This window comes from Streptococcus mitis subsp. hohhotensis, from assembly GCF_020089495.2.
Taxonomy (GTDB): Bacteria; Bacillota; Bacilli; order Lactobacillales; family Streptococcaceae; genus Streptococcus; species Streptococcus hohhotensis.
Window position 1 is genome coordinate 13619 of record NZ_JAIRCA020000014.1, and the last position, 14200, is coordinate 27818.

Consider the following 14200-nt stretch of genomic DNA (forward strand, 5'->3'; position numbering starts at 1 on the left):
AAAGAGCAAACTAGGAAGCTAGCCGCAAGTTGCTCAAAGCACTGCTTTGAGGTTGTAGATAAGACTGACGAAGTCAGTTACATATATCTACGGTAAGGCGACGCTGACGTGGTTTGAAGAGATTTTCGAAGAGTATAAGAAAAAAGCAGAGTTGGAAGTCAATCCAATTCTGCTTTTAAATAGTTTAAAACCTTTTCTAGATTTTCTAAGGATACCTTGGCAAATTGATAAGGACAGGCATCCAAGTAAGCCTCTTCAAAGAAGTTCAAGTCCAGTTGGCTGTGTTTGAGGCTGGCGATTTTAGGATACTGTCGCAGATCTAGTAATAAACCATCGTGAAGAGGGAAATGAGGAAGGGGACAAGGTGTTTTAGCTAGTCTTTCCTCGATTTGTTTTTGGTAAGCATCCTGATTGGCCAAGCGAGCTAAACGATTTTTCTCAAATAATTGACTATCAATATAGAGTGATAGGGCCTTTTGCATGATGAGGTTGCTGTCGTAGTCTAGGATATTTTTGTAGGCTACAAAGGATTCTTTGATAGTATTTGGCAGAATGAGTGCTGTAATCCGCAGGGCTGGAAAGAGGCTGGTTGAGAAGGACTTGATATAAATGACGCGCTCCTCTGTATCTAGATAGTGGAAGGTCTGGCCCTTTTTAGAGTCCAAATCCCCCAAATAGTCGTCCTCTACGATATAGACACCATACTTGGTAGCTAAGTCAAGAATAGCCCGTTTGTCCTGCTCTGAATAGGAATGCCCCAGAGGATAGTGAAAACGAGGAATAGTATAGAAAAACTTAATCTTTCCTGTCTTGAAATGGCCTTCCAGCTCCTCCAAGTCAATCCCATCAATGCTTCGTTCAATCGTTTGATAGTCCAATCCCTGAGCAATCAAGAGACGATTCATCCGATGGTAGGTTGGTTGTTCCACCAAGATTTCCTTGCCTTGGCTAGGGAAGGAAATTTGAGAGAGGATAAAAAGAGCTTGTTGAGTTCCAGAAGTCAGTACCAGTTGGTCAGCCTTGCAGTAGAGGGATTGCTCAAAGAGGAGTTTGTGAATGGACTGTCTTAGGTCTTCTAATCCTTCTTGGTTGTCATAGTAGTTGAAGAGGTAGTTTTCTCGTCCAATCAAGGTTTCATTGACACAGAGTCGGAAATCGTCATAGGCGCTGGCATGTTCGTCCGTAACCTCGATTTCTAGATCCTGGTGTTGCCCTTGTTCTAGGACATAGTAGCCACTCTGGGGCTTGGCATAGAGGTATTGCTCGTGCCGTAATTCCAGCAGAGCTCGTTGAATGGTGTCCTTGCTGCAGTGAAAGTCAAGGCTCAGTTGACGAATAGAAGGCAGGCGGCTTCCCGTCGGAAATCGTCCAGACTCGATACTATTTTTCAGATAGGAAACAACCTCTTGGTACTTGCTTTGTTTCTTCATTCCAGACCTCCCTTGATTTTGTTACATTGTACCCTTTTTTTTCCTTCTTGGCAATGTCTAGAGTGTTTCTCTCGTTCACATCTAGGGGCAAATGTGGTATACTTAGGAGTAACATTTATAGAATAACAGACAAGAAAGTGAATGGATAAGAACGTGCAGGAACCAGTGAAATTATTTCAATATAATACCCTCGGAGCCTTGATGGCTGGCCTTTATGGTGGTACCATGACAGTGGGAGAATTGCTAGAGCATGGTGATCTTGGTTTGGGAACCTTGGATTCCATTGATGGAGAATTGATTGTCTTGGATGGCAAGGCCTATCAGGCTAAAGGATCAGGAGAGCAACCAGAGATTGTGGAAGTGTCACCAGATGCCCTTATTCCTTATGCAGCAGTAGTACCACATCAGGCAGAGGTCATTTTCCGCCAGCGCTTTGAGATGACGGACAAGGAATTGGAAGAGCGAATCGAGTCTTATTATGATGGGGAAAATCTTTTCCGCTCTATCAAGATTCGTGGGGAATTTTCGCATATGCATGTGCGCATGATTCCCAAGTCGACACCCGATACCAAGTTTGCTGATGTCGCAACCCATCAACCTGAATATAGTCGTGACAATGTGGCGGGAACTATCGTTGGTTTCTGGACGCCTGAGATTTTCCATGGGGTCAGTGTGGCAGGTTACCATCTGCACTTCATTTCAGATGATTTGACCTTCGGTGGTCATGTCATGGACTTTGTCATCAAGGAAGGCATTATTGAGGTGGGAGCTGTTGACCAATTGGACCAACGTTTTCCTGTCCAAGACCGTCAATACTTGTTTGCTAAGTTCAATGTTGAAGAGATGAGAAAAGATATTGAAAAGGCAGAATAGGAGACGAAAATGACCACTCATATTATCATTACTATGGTGCTGTTGCTGGCTCTCTTGCTAGGGAGCATTTGGTATGCCAAAAAGAAATATCAAATCAATCTAGCTGTCTTGGGTTTGGGGGCTGTTGCCTTCTTTCTCTCTTCACAAATTCTAGAAAAATTGATTCATATCATAGTTCTTCATCCTCAAAAAGACGGTAGTATTGCCCTCTTGCAAGACCATCCGCTTGTCTATATCATCTATGGCCTAGCCATGGCAGCATTTTTTGAGGAAACTGCTCGTCTTATTTTCTTCAAATGGTTGGAGAAAAAGAGAAGTTTGGAAAAAGCAGATGCCTTGGCCTATGGATTGGGGCATGGTGGCTTGGAATTGATTTTCCTAGGTCTTACTAGTTTGATTAATCTCTACATCGTTCTTTCGGCAGTTCAAACTCAGAATCCACAGGTTATGCAATTGCTGTCTGAAAATATGTTGAAAACCATCCAGTCGCTATCTGTCTGGCAAATTTATTTGCTTGGTTTTGAACGGATTCTGGCTCTAGGTTTCCAATTACTTTTGACAGTTTGGGTTTACCAAGCTGTTCGCCAGAAAAAATGGATTTATCTCCTAGCAGCCTATGGTCTACATGCCTTCTTTGATCTAGTACCATCTCTAGCTCAAGTAGGATGGATTACAAGTCCAGTCTTGGTTGAAGTTGTCCTAGCACTTGAACTTGTTCTGGTTGCCTATGGGACAAAGGCTAGCTTTTGCAAAAAATCATAAAAAGAGGGGAAACCTCTTTTTTGTTTAAAATAAGTCCAAGATTTTTTTAGGGTCGTCAAATGGTCTTAAAAATGGTATAATGGAATGAATTTTGTAAAAGGGAGAGTGTCATGTCAGTAAAAGAAAACATGCTTGAAATCTTAGAAGGGATTGATATCCGTTTCAAGGAACCCTTGCATAGCTATAGTTATACAAAAGTAGGTGGAGAGGCCGATTATTTGGTCTTTCCACGAAATCGTTTTGAGCTGGCTCGCGTTGTTAAATTTGCCAATCAAGAAAATATTCCTTGGATGGTTCTTGGAAATGCCAGCAACATTATCGTTCGTGATGGTGGGATTCGTGGATTTGTCATCTTGTGTGACAAGCTCAATAATGTTTCAGTTGATGGCTATACCATCGAAGCTGAAGCTGGAGCCAACTTGATTGAAACAACACGTATTGCCCTTCGTCATAGTTTGACTGGTTTTGAATTTGCTTGTGGCATTCCAGGGAGCGTTGGTGGTGCTGTCTTTATGAATGCGGGTGCCTATGGTGGCGAGATTTCCCATATCTTACAGTCTTGTAAGGTCTTGACCAAGGATGGAGAAATCGAGACCCTGTCTGTCAAGGACTTGGCTTTTGGTTACCGCCACTCAGCCATTCAAGAGTCTGGTGCAGTTGTCTTGTCAGCTAAATTTGCCCTAGCTCCAGGAAGCCATCAGGTTATCAAGCAAGAAATGGATCGTTTGACGCATCTACGTGAACTCAAGCAACCTTTAGAATACCCATCTTGTGGTTCGGTCTTTAAGCGTCCAGTAGGGCATTTTGCAGGTCAATTAATTTCAGAAGCTGGCTTGAAAGGCTATCGTATTGGTGGAGTAGAAGTCTCAGAAAAACACGCAGGTTTTATGATTAATGTTGCTGACGGAACGGCTAAAGACTACGAGGACTTGATTGAGTCTGTGATCGAAAAAGTCAAGGAACACTCTGGCGTTACTCTTGAGAGAGAGGTCCGTATTTTAGGTGAAAGCAAGTAGGAAGTTTTAGTTAAAAAGCTGCTGCTATGTCATGGAAAGGGGATGAAAGCCTATCGTCAGTGCAGAAGAATGTAGGCAGTTCAATCTCTTACAAGAGGTAGTAGTGGCCTGACAGAGCCCTGATCTGTTAATCTATGAAAAAGAAGGAATAAATGACAATTGAAAAAACCAATTATTGAATTCAAAAACGTCTCTAAAGTTTTTGAAGACAGCAACACCAAGGTTCTCAAAGACATCAACTTTGAGTTGGAAGAGGGGAAATTTTATACTCTTCTAGGCGCGTCTGGTTCAGGAAAATCAACCATCTTAAACATTATTGCAGGTTTACTGGATGCGACGACGGGAGATATTTTGCTGGACGGTGTCCGTATCAATGACATCCCGACCAACAAGCGAGATGTCCACACTGTTTTTCAATCCTATGCCTTGTTTCCACATATGAATGTGTTTGAAAATGTTGCCTTTCCGCTCCGCTTGCGCAAGATTGACAAGAAAGAAATCGAGCAACGCGTAGCGGAAGTTCTCAAGATGGTTCAGTTGGAAGGTTACGAAAAACGTTCTATCCGTAAACTCTCTGGAGGACAACGTCAGCGTGTGGCTATTGCCCGTGCCATCATCAACCAACCCCGTGTGGTTTTGTTGGACGAGCCTTTGTCAGCGTTGGACTTGAAATTAAGAACAGACATGCAGTATGAACTGCGTGAACTACAACAACGATTGGGTATTACCTTTGTCTTTGTCACTCACGATCAGGAAGAAGCGCTGGCCATGAGTGACTGGATTTTCGTTATGAATGATGGCGAGATTGTTCAGTCTGGAACACCTGTGGACATCTATGACGAGCCAATCAACCACTTTGTTGCCACCTTTATCGGTGAGTCAAATATCTTGCCAGGAACCATGATTGAGGACTACTTGGTTGAGTTTAACGGCAAACGCTTCGAAGCGGTCGATGGGGGAATGAAGCCAAATGAACCAGTTGAGGTCGTGATTCGTCCAGAGGATTTGCGGATTACCCTTCCTGAAGAAGGCAAGCTCCAAGTTAAGGTCGATACCCAGCTCTTCCGTGGGGTGCACTATGAAATTATCGCCTATGACGAACTTGGAAATGAATGGATGATCCACTCGACTCGTAAGGCCATCGTGGGTGAGGAAATCGGTCTGGACTTTGAGCCAGAAGACATCCATATCATGCGTCTCAACGAAACCGAAGAAGAGTTCGATGCCCGTATCGAAGAATACGTGGAAATCGAAGAGCAAGAAGCAGGTCTGATCAATGCAATCGAGGAGGAAAGAGATGAAGAAAACAAGCTCTAAACTCTTTGTAGTGCCCTACATGCTTTGGATTGCCCTCTTTGTCCTTGCACCCTTGGTCTTGATTTTCGGTCAATCCTTTTTCAACATTGAAGGTCGATTCAGTTTAGAAAATTATAAGTCCTACTTTGCGTCACAAAACTTGACTTACCTAAAAATGAGTTTCAACTCTGTACTCTATGCAGGAATTGTGACCTTTGTGACCCTGCTTATCAGCTATCCAACAGCCCTCTTTTTGACCCGTCTCAAGCACCGTCAACTCTGGCTCATGCTGATTATCCTGCCAACTTGGATCAATTTGCTCCTTAAAGCATATGCCTTTATTGGGATTTTTGGTCAGAATGGCTCTATTAACCAATTCTTGGAATTTATCGGAATCGGTTCACAGCAGTTGCTCTTTACCGATTTCTCCTTTATCTTTGTCGCAAGCTACATCGAGCTTCCCTTTATGATTTTGCCGATTTTTAATGTCTTGGACGATATGGATAACAATCTCATCAATGCCAGCTATGACCTCGGTGCGACCAAGTGGGAGACTTTCCGACATGTCATCTTTCCTCTATCGATGAATGGTGTGCGAAGTGGGGTTCAATCCGTCTTTATCCCAAGTTTGAGTCTCTTCATGCTGACCCGTTTGATTGGTGGTAACCGTGTTATTACGCTGGGAACGGCTATTGAACAGAACTTCCTGACCAATGACAACTACGGTATGGGTTCAACCATCGGTGTGATTCTCATTCTGACCATGTTCATCACCATGTGGGTGACCAAGGAAAGGAGAGAACGATGAAAAAATTTGCCAACCTTTATCTAGGACTGGTCTTTCTTGTCCTCTACCTGCCCATTTTTTACTTGATTGGCTATGCCTTTAATGCAGGCAACGACATGAATAGCTTTACAGGCTTTAGCTTGAGCCATTTTAAAACCATGTTTGGTGATGGTCGCCTTATGTTAATTGTGACCCAGACCTTTTTCTTGGCCTTTCTGTCAGCCTTGATAGCGACCATTATCGGGACTTTTGGTGCCATTTACATCTATCAGTCTCGTAAGAAATACCAAGAAGCCTTTCTTTCACTCAATAATATCCTCATGGTTGCACCTGACGTTATGATTGGTGCCAGCTTCTTGATTCTCTTTACCCAACTCAAGTTTTCACTTGGCTTTTTGACCGTTCTATCTAGTCACGTGGCCTTCTCCATTCCTATCGTAGTCTTGATGGTCTTGCCTCGACTCAAGGAGATGAACGGAGATATGATTCATGCGGCCTATGACCTTGGTGCCAGTCAATTTCAGATGTTCAAGGAAATCATGCTTCCTTATCTGACTCCGTCTATCATTGCAGGTTATTTCATGGCCTTCACCTATTCGCTAGATGACTTTGCCGTGACCTTCTTTGTGACTGGAAATGGCTTTTCAACCCTTTCAGTCGAGATCTACTCTCGTGCTCGTAAGGGGATTTCGCTAGAAATCAATGCCCTGTCTGCCCTTGTCTTTCTCTTTAGTATTATCCTAGTTGTTGGATATTACTTTATCTCACGTGAGAAGGAGGAGCAAGCATGAAAAAACTCTATTCATTTTTAGCAGGAATTGCAGCTATTATCCTGGTCTTGTGGGGGATTGCGACTCATCTAGATAGTAAAATCAATAGCCGAGATAGTCAAAAACTGGTCATCTACAACTGGGGAGACTATATCGATCCAGAACTCTTGGAGCAATTTACAGAAGAAACAGGCATCCAAGTCCAGTATGAGACCTTTGATTCTAACGAAGCCATGTATACCAAGATCAAGCAGGGTGGAACGACCTACGACATAGCCATCCCTAGTGAATACATGATCAACAAGATGAAGGACGAAGACCTCTTGGTACCGCTTGACTATTCAAAACTTGAAGGTCTTGAAAATATCGGGCCAGAGTTCCTCAACCAGTCCTTTGACCCAGGTAATAAATTCTCTATTCCTTACTTCTGGGGTACCTTAGGAATTGTCTACAATGAAACCATGGTAGATGAAGCGCCTGAGCATTGGGATGACCTCTGGAAACCAGAGTATAAGAACTCTATCATGCTTTTTGATGGGGCACGTGAGGTATTGGGGCTAGGGCTTAACTCATTGGGCTACAGCCTCAACTCCAAGGATTCCCAGCAGTTGGAAGAGACAGTAGACAAGCTCTACAAGTTGACTCCAAATATCAAGGCCATTGTTGCAGACGAGATGAAGGGCTACATGATTCAGAACAACGCTGCTATCGGTGTGACCTTCTCTGGTGAAGCCAGCCAAATGCTGGAGAAAAATGAAAACCTCCGCTATGTGGTTCCGACCGAGGCCAGCAATCTTTGGTTTGACAATATGGTCATTCCCAAAACAGTCAAAAACCAAGATGCAGCCTATGCCTTTATCAACTTTATGTTGAAACCTGAAAATGCTCTTAAAAATGCGGAGTATGTGGGCTATTCAACACCAAACCTACCAGCTAAGGAACTACTCCCAGAGGAGAAAAAAGAAGACAAGGCCTTCTATCCTGATGCTGAAACCATGAAACACTTAGAAGTTTATGAGAAATTTGACCATAAATGGACAGGCAAATATAGCGATCTCTTCCTACAGTTTAAAATGTATCGGAAGTAGAAGTTAGCAGTTACGAAACGAATCAGTCAAGCTGGTTCGTTTTTTAGAAAAAATAGAAATCATGGTATAATAGTTTTAGGGTGAGAGTTATTAGTATTGTTTATAGCATCTCTGAAAATTTAATTCCAAAGGAGTTCAAAATGAGTCAGATTACGCAAATGCATATATATATATAACCTAATAAAAAAATGCAAAAAATATAGATTGAAACCTACTGAAAATCCAGTAGGCTTTTTGCGTTTCTTGGAGGTATCTAATGGCTAAAAAGTTATTAAATATCACTGAGATTGAGGATAGAACCAAGGTTTTAGTAGAGAATATTAATAAATCGACATTCATTATTGATTTTGTTTCATTGTTTGACATTACTAAAACGACCATAACAAGAGCAAGTAAAGTGGCATCTGATGATTTTATAATAAAAAACAGATTGTATTTTCGTAAAGTTGAAAATCAGCCATTACTTGCTCTGACTGAGATTGATAAAGAGTTGGATGGTCAGGTACGTAAATCTCGATTTATTATTACAACAGATTTTCAAGAATTATATGCAAAGGATACACAGACAGGACTGACTCTAGCAATTTCTTTTAATGATTTACCAGCCCATTGTGATTTCTTCTTACCTTGGAATGGTATTGAAAAGATTGATTATGATAAGGAAAATCCTGCTGATGTAAAAGCGGCAGAGCGTTTCACCAAACTTTATGACGAACTAATTTCTATCAATCCTGAACTAGCAATCACTGAAATTGATGGTAAATCATTTAATCTATTTTTGATTCGTGTTCTTTTTCTACTATTTGCAGAAGATACAAATATCATCTCCAAGGGAGCTTTCACAAATGTTATTAAGCTGAGGACATCTGAAGATGGTTCTGACTTGAATGAGTGTGTTAGAAAACTATTTACAGTTTTAGATATGCCTGAACTTAGTCGTCAGGATTTGGAGTCGTGGTTATCAGATTTTCCCTATGTAAATGGTAAGCTTTTTTCAGAGCCACATCATGACCTTATTTTCAATAAAAGAACTCGTCAATTACTCATTGAAGCAGGGGAATTGTTAAACTGGAATGAAATCAATCCAGATATTTTGGGCTCTATGATCCAAACGGTGGCAAATGCAGAAGCAAGATCAACATCGGGTATGCACTATACTAGCGTGCCCAATATTAGGAAGGTCATCAAACCACTGTTTTTAGATAATCTACGAGCAAGATTTATGGAATTAGAAGAACGAGCTGATTACTATATAGGAGGTGGTGACTTTAGCGAGGAACATCGTCGCAAGGAATTACGACAAATCTTACCTAAGTTAGAAGATTTACTCACTCGTATGGCCACTATCAAGTTTTTAGACCCTGCTTGTGGTTCTGGAAATTTCCTCATCATTACCTATAAAGAACTTCGTCGTTTAGAAATTAATATCTTAGTCAAACAGCGTGAAATTCGTGACTCCTTGAATGAAAAAGCTGTTTATCAAGGAGAATTGATTGCTGCTGCATCTAAGATTTCTCTATCCCAGTTTTCAGGAATTGAATTGGATGATTTCGCTCATGAAGTAGCAAGACTATCCTTGTATATAGCAGAACACCAGATGAATGTGGAAATGGAAGAAGCTCTTGCTGATGTCCATCCAAGACTATTACCTTTAAGAGAAGCTGGAAATATCGTCTGTGGGAATGCTCTAAGAATTGACTGGGAAACTGTGTTGAATGCTAAGGAAGATGACGAAGTTTATATATTTGGGAATCCGCCGTATATAGGGGCTGGGGGAAGAAGTCCTCAAACGAAGGTTCAAAAAGAAGATTTAAAGAATGCTATTTTCCCAATTAGTGCTAAAAAAATTGATTATATTTTAGGATGGTTTGTTAAAGGAAGTAGATTCATATTAGGAAGAAATAATTTGACTAATTTAGCCTTTGTGTCTACAAATTCTATTTTTCAAGGTGAACAAGCCTCATTTTTCTTGAATAATATTTTAAATAGTCTTGAAATTAGTTTTGCTTACCCATCGTTTTCTTGGTCAAATAGTGCTAAAAATAAAGCTGGAGTTACTGTTGCAATTGTTGGTATTTCAAGAATAAATAATGAAAAGAAAAAATTATTTAAACTTGATGAAGTAAAGGCAGTAGATAATATAAATGTCTATTTAAAAGAAGGACCAAATTTTATAGTAAACAAAAGAAGAGAGCCATTAAGTCGTTTACCAAAGAATATAACAAAAGGAAGTGCTGAATTTGGTGAAGATAATCTTATTTTAACTATTGAAGAAAAGAATAAGTTTGTTTCTAAATATCCAGAATCGGAGAAATTATTTAAAAAACTAATTAATGCTACTGATATCATGAATGGAACGTATTCATTTGCTATTTGGATTAATGATGAAGAAGTAGATTTTGCTATGAAAATACCTGAAATAAAGAGTCGTATTGAAAAAGTGAAATATTTTCGTGAGAATACAAAAGGTAAGAGTTCAAATTCAGTAGCTAATAAACCGTGGCGTTTTGGTCAAGATAAATATCGTGAAGAAGATGCAATTGTTATGCCTGTAGTATCTTCTGAAAGTAGAGATTATATACCAGTCGCTTACATGGAGAAAGGTACAATTGCCACTTATGCTGTAAGTATTGTTTACAATGCTCCTATTTGGCTTCTTGGTATCCTAGAATCCAAAATGCATATGGTTTGGTTAGAATCTATTGGAGGAAAATTAGAGACACGTTTGCGTTATTCAGCTGGACTGGTCTATAATACATTCCCATTTCCAGAACTTTCAGATAGTCGGAAAAATATGCTTGAAGAAGCTGTTTTTGAAATGCTAGATGTTCGAGAAGAAGAAGGTGGAACCTTGGCTGAATTATACGGTGGTTCCAATAAACCGATGAACGAACGTCTTCGTCAAGAACATGAAAAAATTGATGGTATCGTAGAACGTGCCTACCAGCAAAAGCCTTTTGAATCAGATGAAGAACGACTCAGTATCTTATTGAATCTGTACAAAGAGATGACAGAAAAGGAAGCGAAATGACCTCAAATATATTTGAAATCAATTACAATGGTACAGGTGCTAGTCAATCAAATAATGCACTTGGTATGCGTGAAATGCAGGCGCGCGTATATGCTAAGAGAACTTCTCAACACTTATTGATTAAGGCGCCTCCTGCCTCTGGTAAGTCGAGAGCTCTGATGTTTATTGCTCTTGATAAACTACATGCTCAGGGGCTGAAAAAAGCTATTATAGCTGTTCCAGAAAGGTCTATCGGAAAATCGTTTCGTTCAACAAAATTGACAGAATATGGTTTTTACTGGGATTGGGAAGTTCTTCCCAAAAACAATTTGACTGAACAAGGAACCAGCAAAAGTAAGGTAAAACAGTTTGTAGACTTTATGAATTCAGAGTCACCTGACGATAGAGTTCTAATCTGTACGCATGCCACCTTGCGTTTTGCCTTTGAACAGCTAGCTGATAGTGATTTTAATGACGTTCTTTTAGCTATCGATGAATTTCATCATGTATCTCAAGATGATAATTCAGTTTTAGGAAATGCCTTGAGAAACATATTAGCCAATTCAACAGCCCATGTAGTGGCAATGACAGGGTCTTATTTCCGTGGAGATTCTGTACCTATTTTGGCACCTGAAGATGAGCAAAAATTTGATAAGGTATCCTATACTTATTATGAACAGTTGGAGGGATACCAATATCTGAAAAGTTTTGCAATGGGTTATAACTTTTATCGTGGTCGTTACACGGATGCTTTGCATGAGGTGCTGGACACAAGCAAGAAAACTATTATTCATATTCCCAATGTAAACTCAGGTGAGTCAACAAAGGATAAGTATGATGAAGTTGACCGAATTTTAGACGAACTGGGGCAAGCTGTTCCAGATTCTAAGACTGGATTATGGTTGGTTACTGAGGAGACAGGTCGTGTATTGAAGGTTGCTGACCTTGTCACAGAGGAAGGTCGTGAAAAAGTGCAGGATTACCTAAACAAGATGACTAGTTTGGATGATCTCGATATCATTATCGCACTTGGTATGGCTAAAGAAGGTTTTGACTGGCCGTATGCTGAGTATGCTTTAACGATTGGTTATCGTCAGTCGCTAACAGAAATTGTTCAGATTATAGGTCGAGTAACACGCGATAGTTCCAATAAGTCACATGCTCAATTTACCAATCTCATTTCCCAACCTGATGCTCAAGATGATGAAGTCTTCTTTGCTGTGAATAATGTTATGAAGGCTATTACAGCTAGTCTCTTGATGGAGTCTGTTTTAGCACCAAATTTCAAATTCAAACGTAAAGACCGAGATGACCAGAAATCTTCTGGTGCCGAAATGTTTGTGAAAGGTTTAAAAGAGCCGAGCACTCAAAGAACAAAAGATATCATAGAAAATGATATGAATGATTTACGTGCTAGTATCTTGCAAGAACCGCGTATCCAAACTGCGATTGCTGCAGGAACAGATGCAGAAGTCATTAATAAGCAGATGATTCCAGCAATTATTAAACAAATCTATCCTGACTTAAGTGGTGCTGAAGTTGAAGAAGTTCGTCAACAGTTTATTAGTCAATCGGTCGTTCAATCAGCTGAACGGAAAGAGGGAGTAGGGCAAACAGATTTCCTAAAAATGGCAGATAAATTTGTGAATATTGATGAGTTATCCATTGATTTGATTGATCAGATTAATCCTTTCCAGAGAGCTTACGAAGTTATATCACGTGAAATTGATGCTCCGACTTTGCGTCTAATACAAGATTATATGGATGGTCAGAAGATGGAGTTTTCTGAAGAAGAACTGTTGATTCTTTATCCTCAAATTAAGCAATTTTTGAAAGAAAATGGTCGTCATCCAGATAAATCAAGTAACGATACGTACGAACAGAGACTGGCTTATGCTTTGTTACAATTGTCTCAGATGAAGTTGAAGATGGAGAATGGTAATGATTGATTTCAAAAATTTAACTGACATTTTTAATGATTCTGATTTCGAACATTTAATAGCTCCTTTAAAACCTAAGAAAAAAATAGTTACAGATCATGAAGTAGAGAAATTTTTAGAAATTATAGACTGGGTGAGAGTAAATAATGGACAAGAGCCACAAAAGTCTAGAAATATTAAAGAACGCAGTTTATTTTCTCGATTAAATGGTATTAGAAAATCTCCTGATAGCATCCGAAAATTAGAACCTTATGATGAATTTGGGCTATTAAAAATAGATGTAGTTGAGTCTGAGACTCCTATTTCAAGTCCTGCTAGTTTAACAGATATTTTATCAGATGAATTGTTTGAGTCAGTGAATAGTGCTGAAAAATCGTTATTTGATATCTCACGTTATAAACGAACGATTCAAGCGCGTGATAAAACACGAACACGTAAACGGATGGGCAATTTTGAAGATTATCAAGGATTATTTACTCGTGTTCATGATGAAATTAGTGAAGGTCGTCGTCAAGTCAGAAAGTCTGATGTGATAAAAGAAAAAGAAATTAAACCTGGTATGTTCTATGTGGATAATGGAGTAATGGTTTATGTTGTTTCTAAAGGAGAAGACTTCACTGACAAGAATGGCTATACTAATGCTGAACTTCATCTCGTGTATGAAAATGGTACAGAAAACAAGAAGGCCTTACTCCGTTCTTTTGTCTCAAATTTACACGATAGAACGCGACATGGACGAATGGTAACCGAATTGATAGAAGATGTGATGACTGGTATTAGTCCAAGCGAACGAATTACAACTGGATATATCTATGTAGTGAAATCCTTGAGTAGCAATCCTCAAATTGCTAACATCCGTAATCTCTATAAAATCGGTTTTACACAGGATCAAATTGAAAAACGGTTAGCAAATGCAGAAAGAGAAGGAACCTATCTTTATGCTCCTGTCCGTTTAGTAGCTAGTTTTGAGGTTCAGAATTTCAGCGCTCGAAAATTAGAAACGACTCTTCATCATTATTTTGCAGACAAGCAGTTAGATGTGGAATTAATATCACCAAATGGAGAGAGCTTTGTCCCTAAAGAATGGTTTCTAGTATCGCTAGATGAGATCCAAAAAGTGATTGAAAAAATTGGCTTTGAAATTAGATTTAGATAAAGAAAGACACTATTTAGAAGACTATTTAATATTTAGAGAACACAAAATATTTTAGACTGATTAAACTAAAAG

Annotated in this window: 11 protein-coding genes; 10 read left to right on the forward strand and 1 reads right to left on the reverse strand. The window is 39.6% G+C overall.

Translation table 11 applies throughout. From position 1 onward, the window contains the following. Positions 1 to 158: 158 nt before the first annotated feature. Positions 159 to 1430: an aminotransferase-like domain-containing protein gene (locus tag K4Z77_RS06740; protein ID WP_224218849.1), complete on the reverse strand. Its 1272-nt coding sequence runs from the start codon at positions 1428 to 1430 to the stop codon at positions 159 to 161. A 141-nt stretch (positions 1431 to 1571) separates the two neighbouring features. On the opposite strand from K4Z77_RS06740, the gene budA reads away from it, so the two are divergent. The 10 genes from budA to K4Z77_RS06790 all read left to right on the forward strand — a co-directional run bounded on the left by budA (position 1572) and on the right by K4Z77_RS06790 (position 14128). Further along, positions 1572 to 2303 carry an acetolactate decarboxylase gene (budA, locus tag K4Z77_RS06745; RefSeq protein ID WP_224218850.1) on the forward strand — a complete coding sequence of 244 codons (732 nt, stop codon included), beginning with the start codon at positions 1572 to 1574 and terminating at the stop codon, positions 2301 to 2303. Positions 2304 to 2312: 9 nt separating this feature from the next. Next, positions 2313 to 3065 (forward strand): YhfC family intramembrane metalloprotease, encoded by a 753-nt coding sequence (locus K4Z77_RS06750; RefSeq protein ID WP_224218851.1) that lies wholly within the window; start codon positions 2313 to 2315, stop codon positions 3063 to 3065. A 110-nt stretch (positions 3066 to 3175) separates the two neighbouring features. After that, on the forward strand, positions 3176 to 4081 hold the full coding sequence (murB, locus tag K4Z77_RS06755) for a UDP-N-acetylmuramate dehydrogenase (RefSeq protein WP_224218852.1): 906 nt from the start codon (positions 3176 to 3178) through the stop codon (positions 4079 to 4081). Positions 4082 to 4240: 159 nt separating this feature from the next. Continuing rightward, on the forward strand, positions 4241 to 5398 hold the full coding sequence (locus K4Z77_RS06760; RefSeq protein WP_000742900.1) for an ABC transporter ATP-binding protein: 1158 nt from the start codon (positions 4241 to 4243) through the stop codon (positions 5396 to 5398). Beyond that, positions 5379 to 6185, forward strand: coding sequence for an ABC transporter permease (locus K4Z77_RS06765; protein ID WP_224218853.1), 807 nt, complete (start codon positions 5379 to 5381; stop codon positions 6183 to 6185). Before K4Z77_RS06760 ends, K4Z77_RS06765 begins: the two co-directional genes overlap by 20 nt. Next, positions 6182 to 6955: an ABC transporter permease gene (locus K4Z77_RS06770; protein ID WP_000712740.1), complete on the forward strand. Its 774-nt coding sequence runs from the start codon at positions 6182 to 6184 to the stop codon at positions 6953 to 6955. The genes K4Z77_RS06765 and K4Z77_RS06770 overlap by 4 nt, the downstream gene beginning before the upstream one ends. Beyond that, positions 6952 to 8022, forward strand: coding sequence for an extracellular solute-binding protein (locus K4Z77_RS06775; protein ID WP_173306723.1), 1071 nt, complete (start codon positions 6952 to 6954; stop codon positions 8020 to 8022). The genes K4Z77_RS06770 and K4Z77_RS06775 overlap by 4 nt, the downstream gene beginning before the upstream one ends. Positions 8023 to 8278: 256 nt before the next feature. Then, entirely contained in the window at positions 8279 to 11053 is a 2775-nt protein-coding gene (locus K4Z77_RS06780; RefSeq protein ID WP_224218854.1) for a class I SAM-dependent DNA methyltransferase, read from the forward strand. Then, positions 11050 to 12981 carry a DEAD/DEAH box helicase gene (locus tag K4Z77_RS06785; RefSeq protein ID WP_224218855.1) on the forward strand — a complete coding sequence of 644 codons (1932 nt, stop codon included), beginning with the start codon at positions 11050 to 11052 and terminating at the stop codon, positions 12979 to 12981. Before K4Z77_RS06780 ends, K4Z77_RS06785 begins: the two co-directional genes overlap by 4 nt. Beyond that, complete coding sequence (locus K4Z77_RS06790; protein ID WP_224218856.1) at positions 12974 to 14128, forward strand: GIY-YIG nuclease family protein; 1155 nt, start codon at positions 12974 to 12976, stop codon at positions 14126 to 14128. Before K4Z77_RS06785 ends, K4Z77_RS06790 begins: the two co-directional genes overlap by 8 nt. Positions 14129 to 14200 lie beyond the last annotated feature (72 nt).

Bases quoted from the DNA above. Each gene is read 5' to 3' on its own strand.
- K4Z77_RS06775 (WP_173306723.1), top strand. From the start codon at position 6,952: ATGAAAAAACTCTATTCATTTTTAGCAGGAATTGCAGCTATTATCCTG.
- K4Z77_RS06780 (WP_224218854.1), top strand. From the start codon at position 8,279: ATGGCTAAAAAGTTATTAAATATCACTGAGATTGAGGATAGAACCAAG.
- budA (WP_224218850.1), top strand. From the start codon at position 1,572: ATGGATAAGAACGTGCAGGAACCAGTGAAATTATTTCAATATAATACC.
- K4Z77_RS06790 (WP_224218856.1), top strand. From the start codon at position 12,974: ATGATTGATTTCAAAAATTTAACTGACATTTTTAATGATTCTGATTTC.
- K4Z77_RS06750 (WP_224218851.1), top strand. From the start codon at position 2,313: ATGACCACTCATATTATCATTACTATGGTGCTGTTGCTGGCTCTCTTG.
- K4Z77_RS06765 (WP_224218853.1), top strand. From the start codon at position 5,379: ATGAAGAAAACAAGCTCTAAACTCTTTGTAGTGCCCTACATGCTTTGG.
- murB (WP_224218852.1), top strand. From the start codon at position 3,176: ATGTCAGTAAAAGAAAACATGCTTGAAATCTTAGAAGGGATTGATATC.
- K4Z77_RS06785 (WP_224218855.1), top strand. From the start codon at position 11,050: ATGACCTCAAATATATTTGAAATCAATTACAATGGTACAGGTGCTAGT.
- K4Z77_RS06770 (WP_000712740.1), top strand. From the start codon at position 6,182: ATGAAAAAATTTGCCAACCTTTATCTAGGACTGGTCTTTCTTGTCCTC.
- K4Z77_RS06740 (WP_224218849.1), bottom strand. From the start codon at position 1,430: ATGAAGAAACAAAGCAAGTACCAAGAGGTTGTTTCCTATCTGAAAAAT.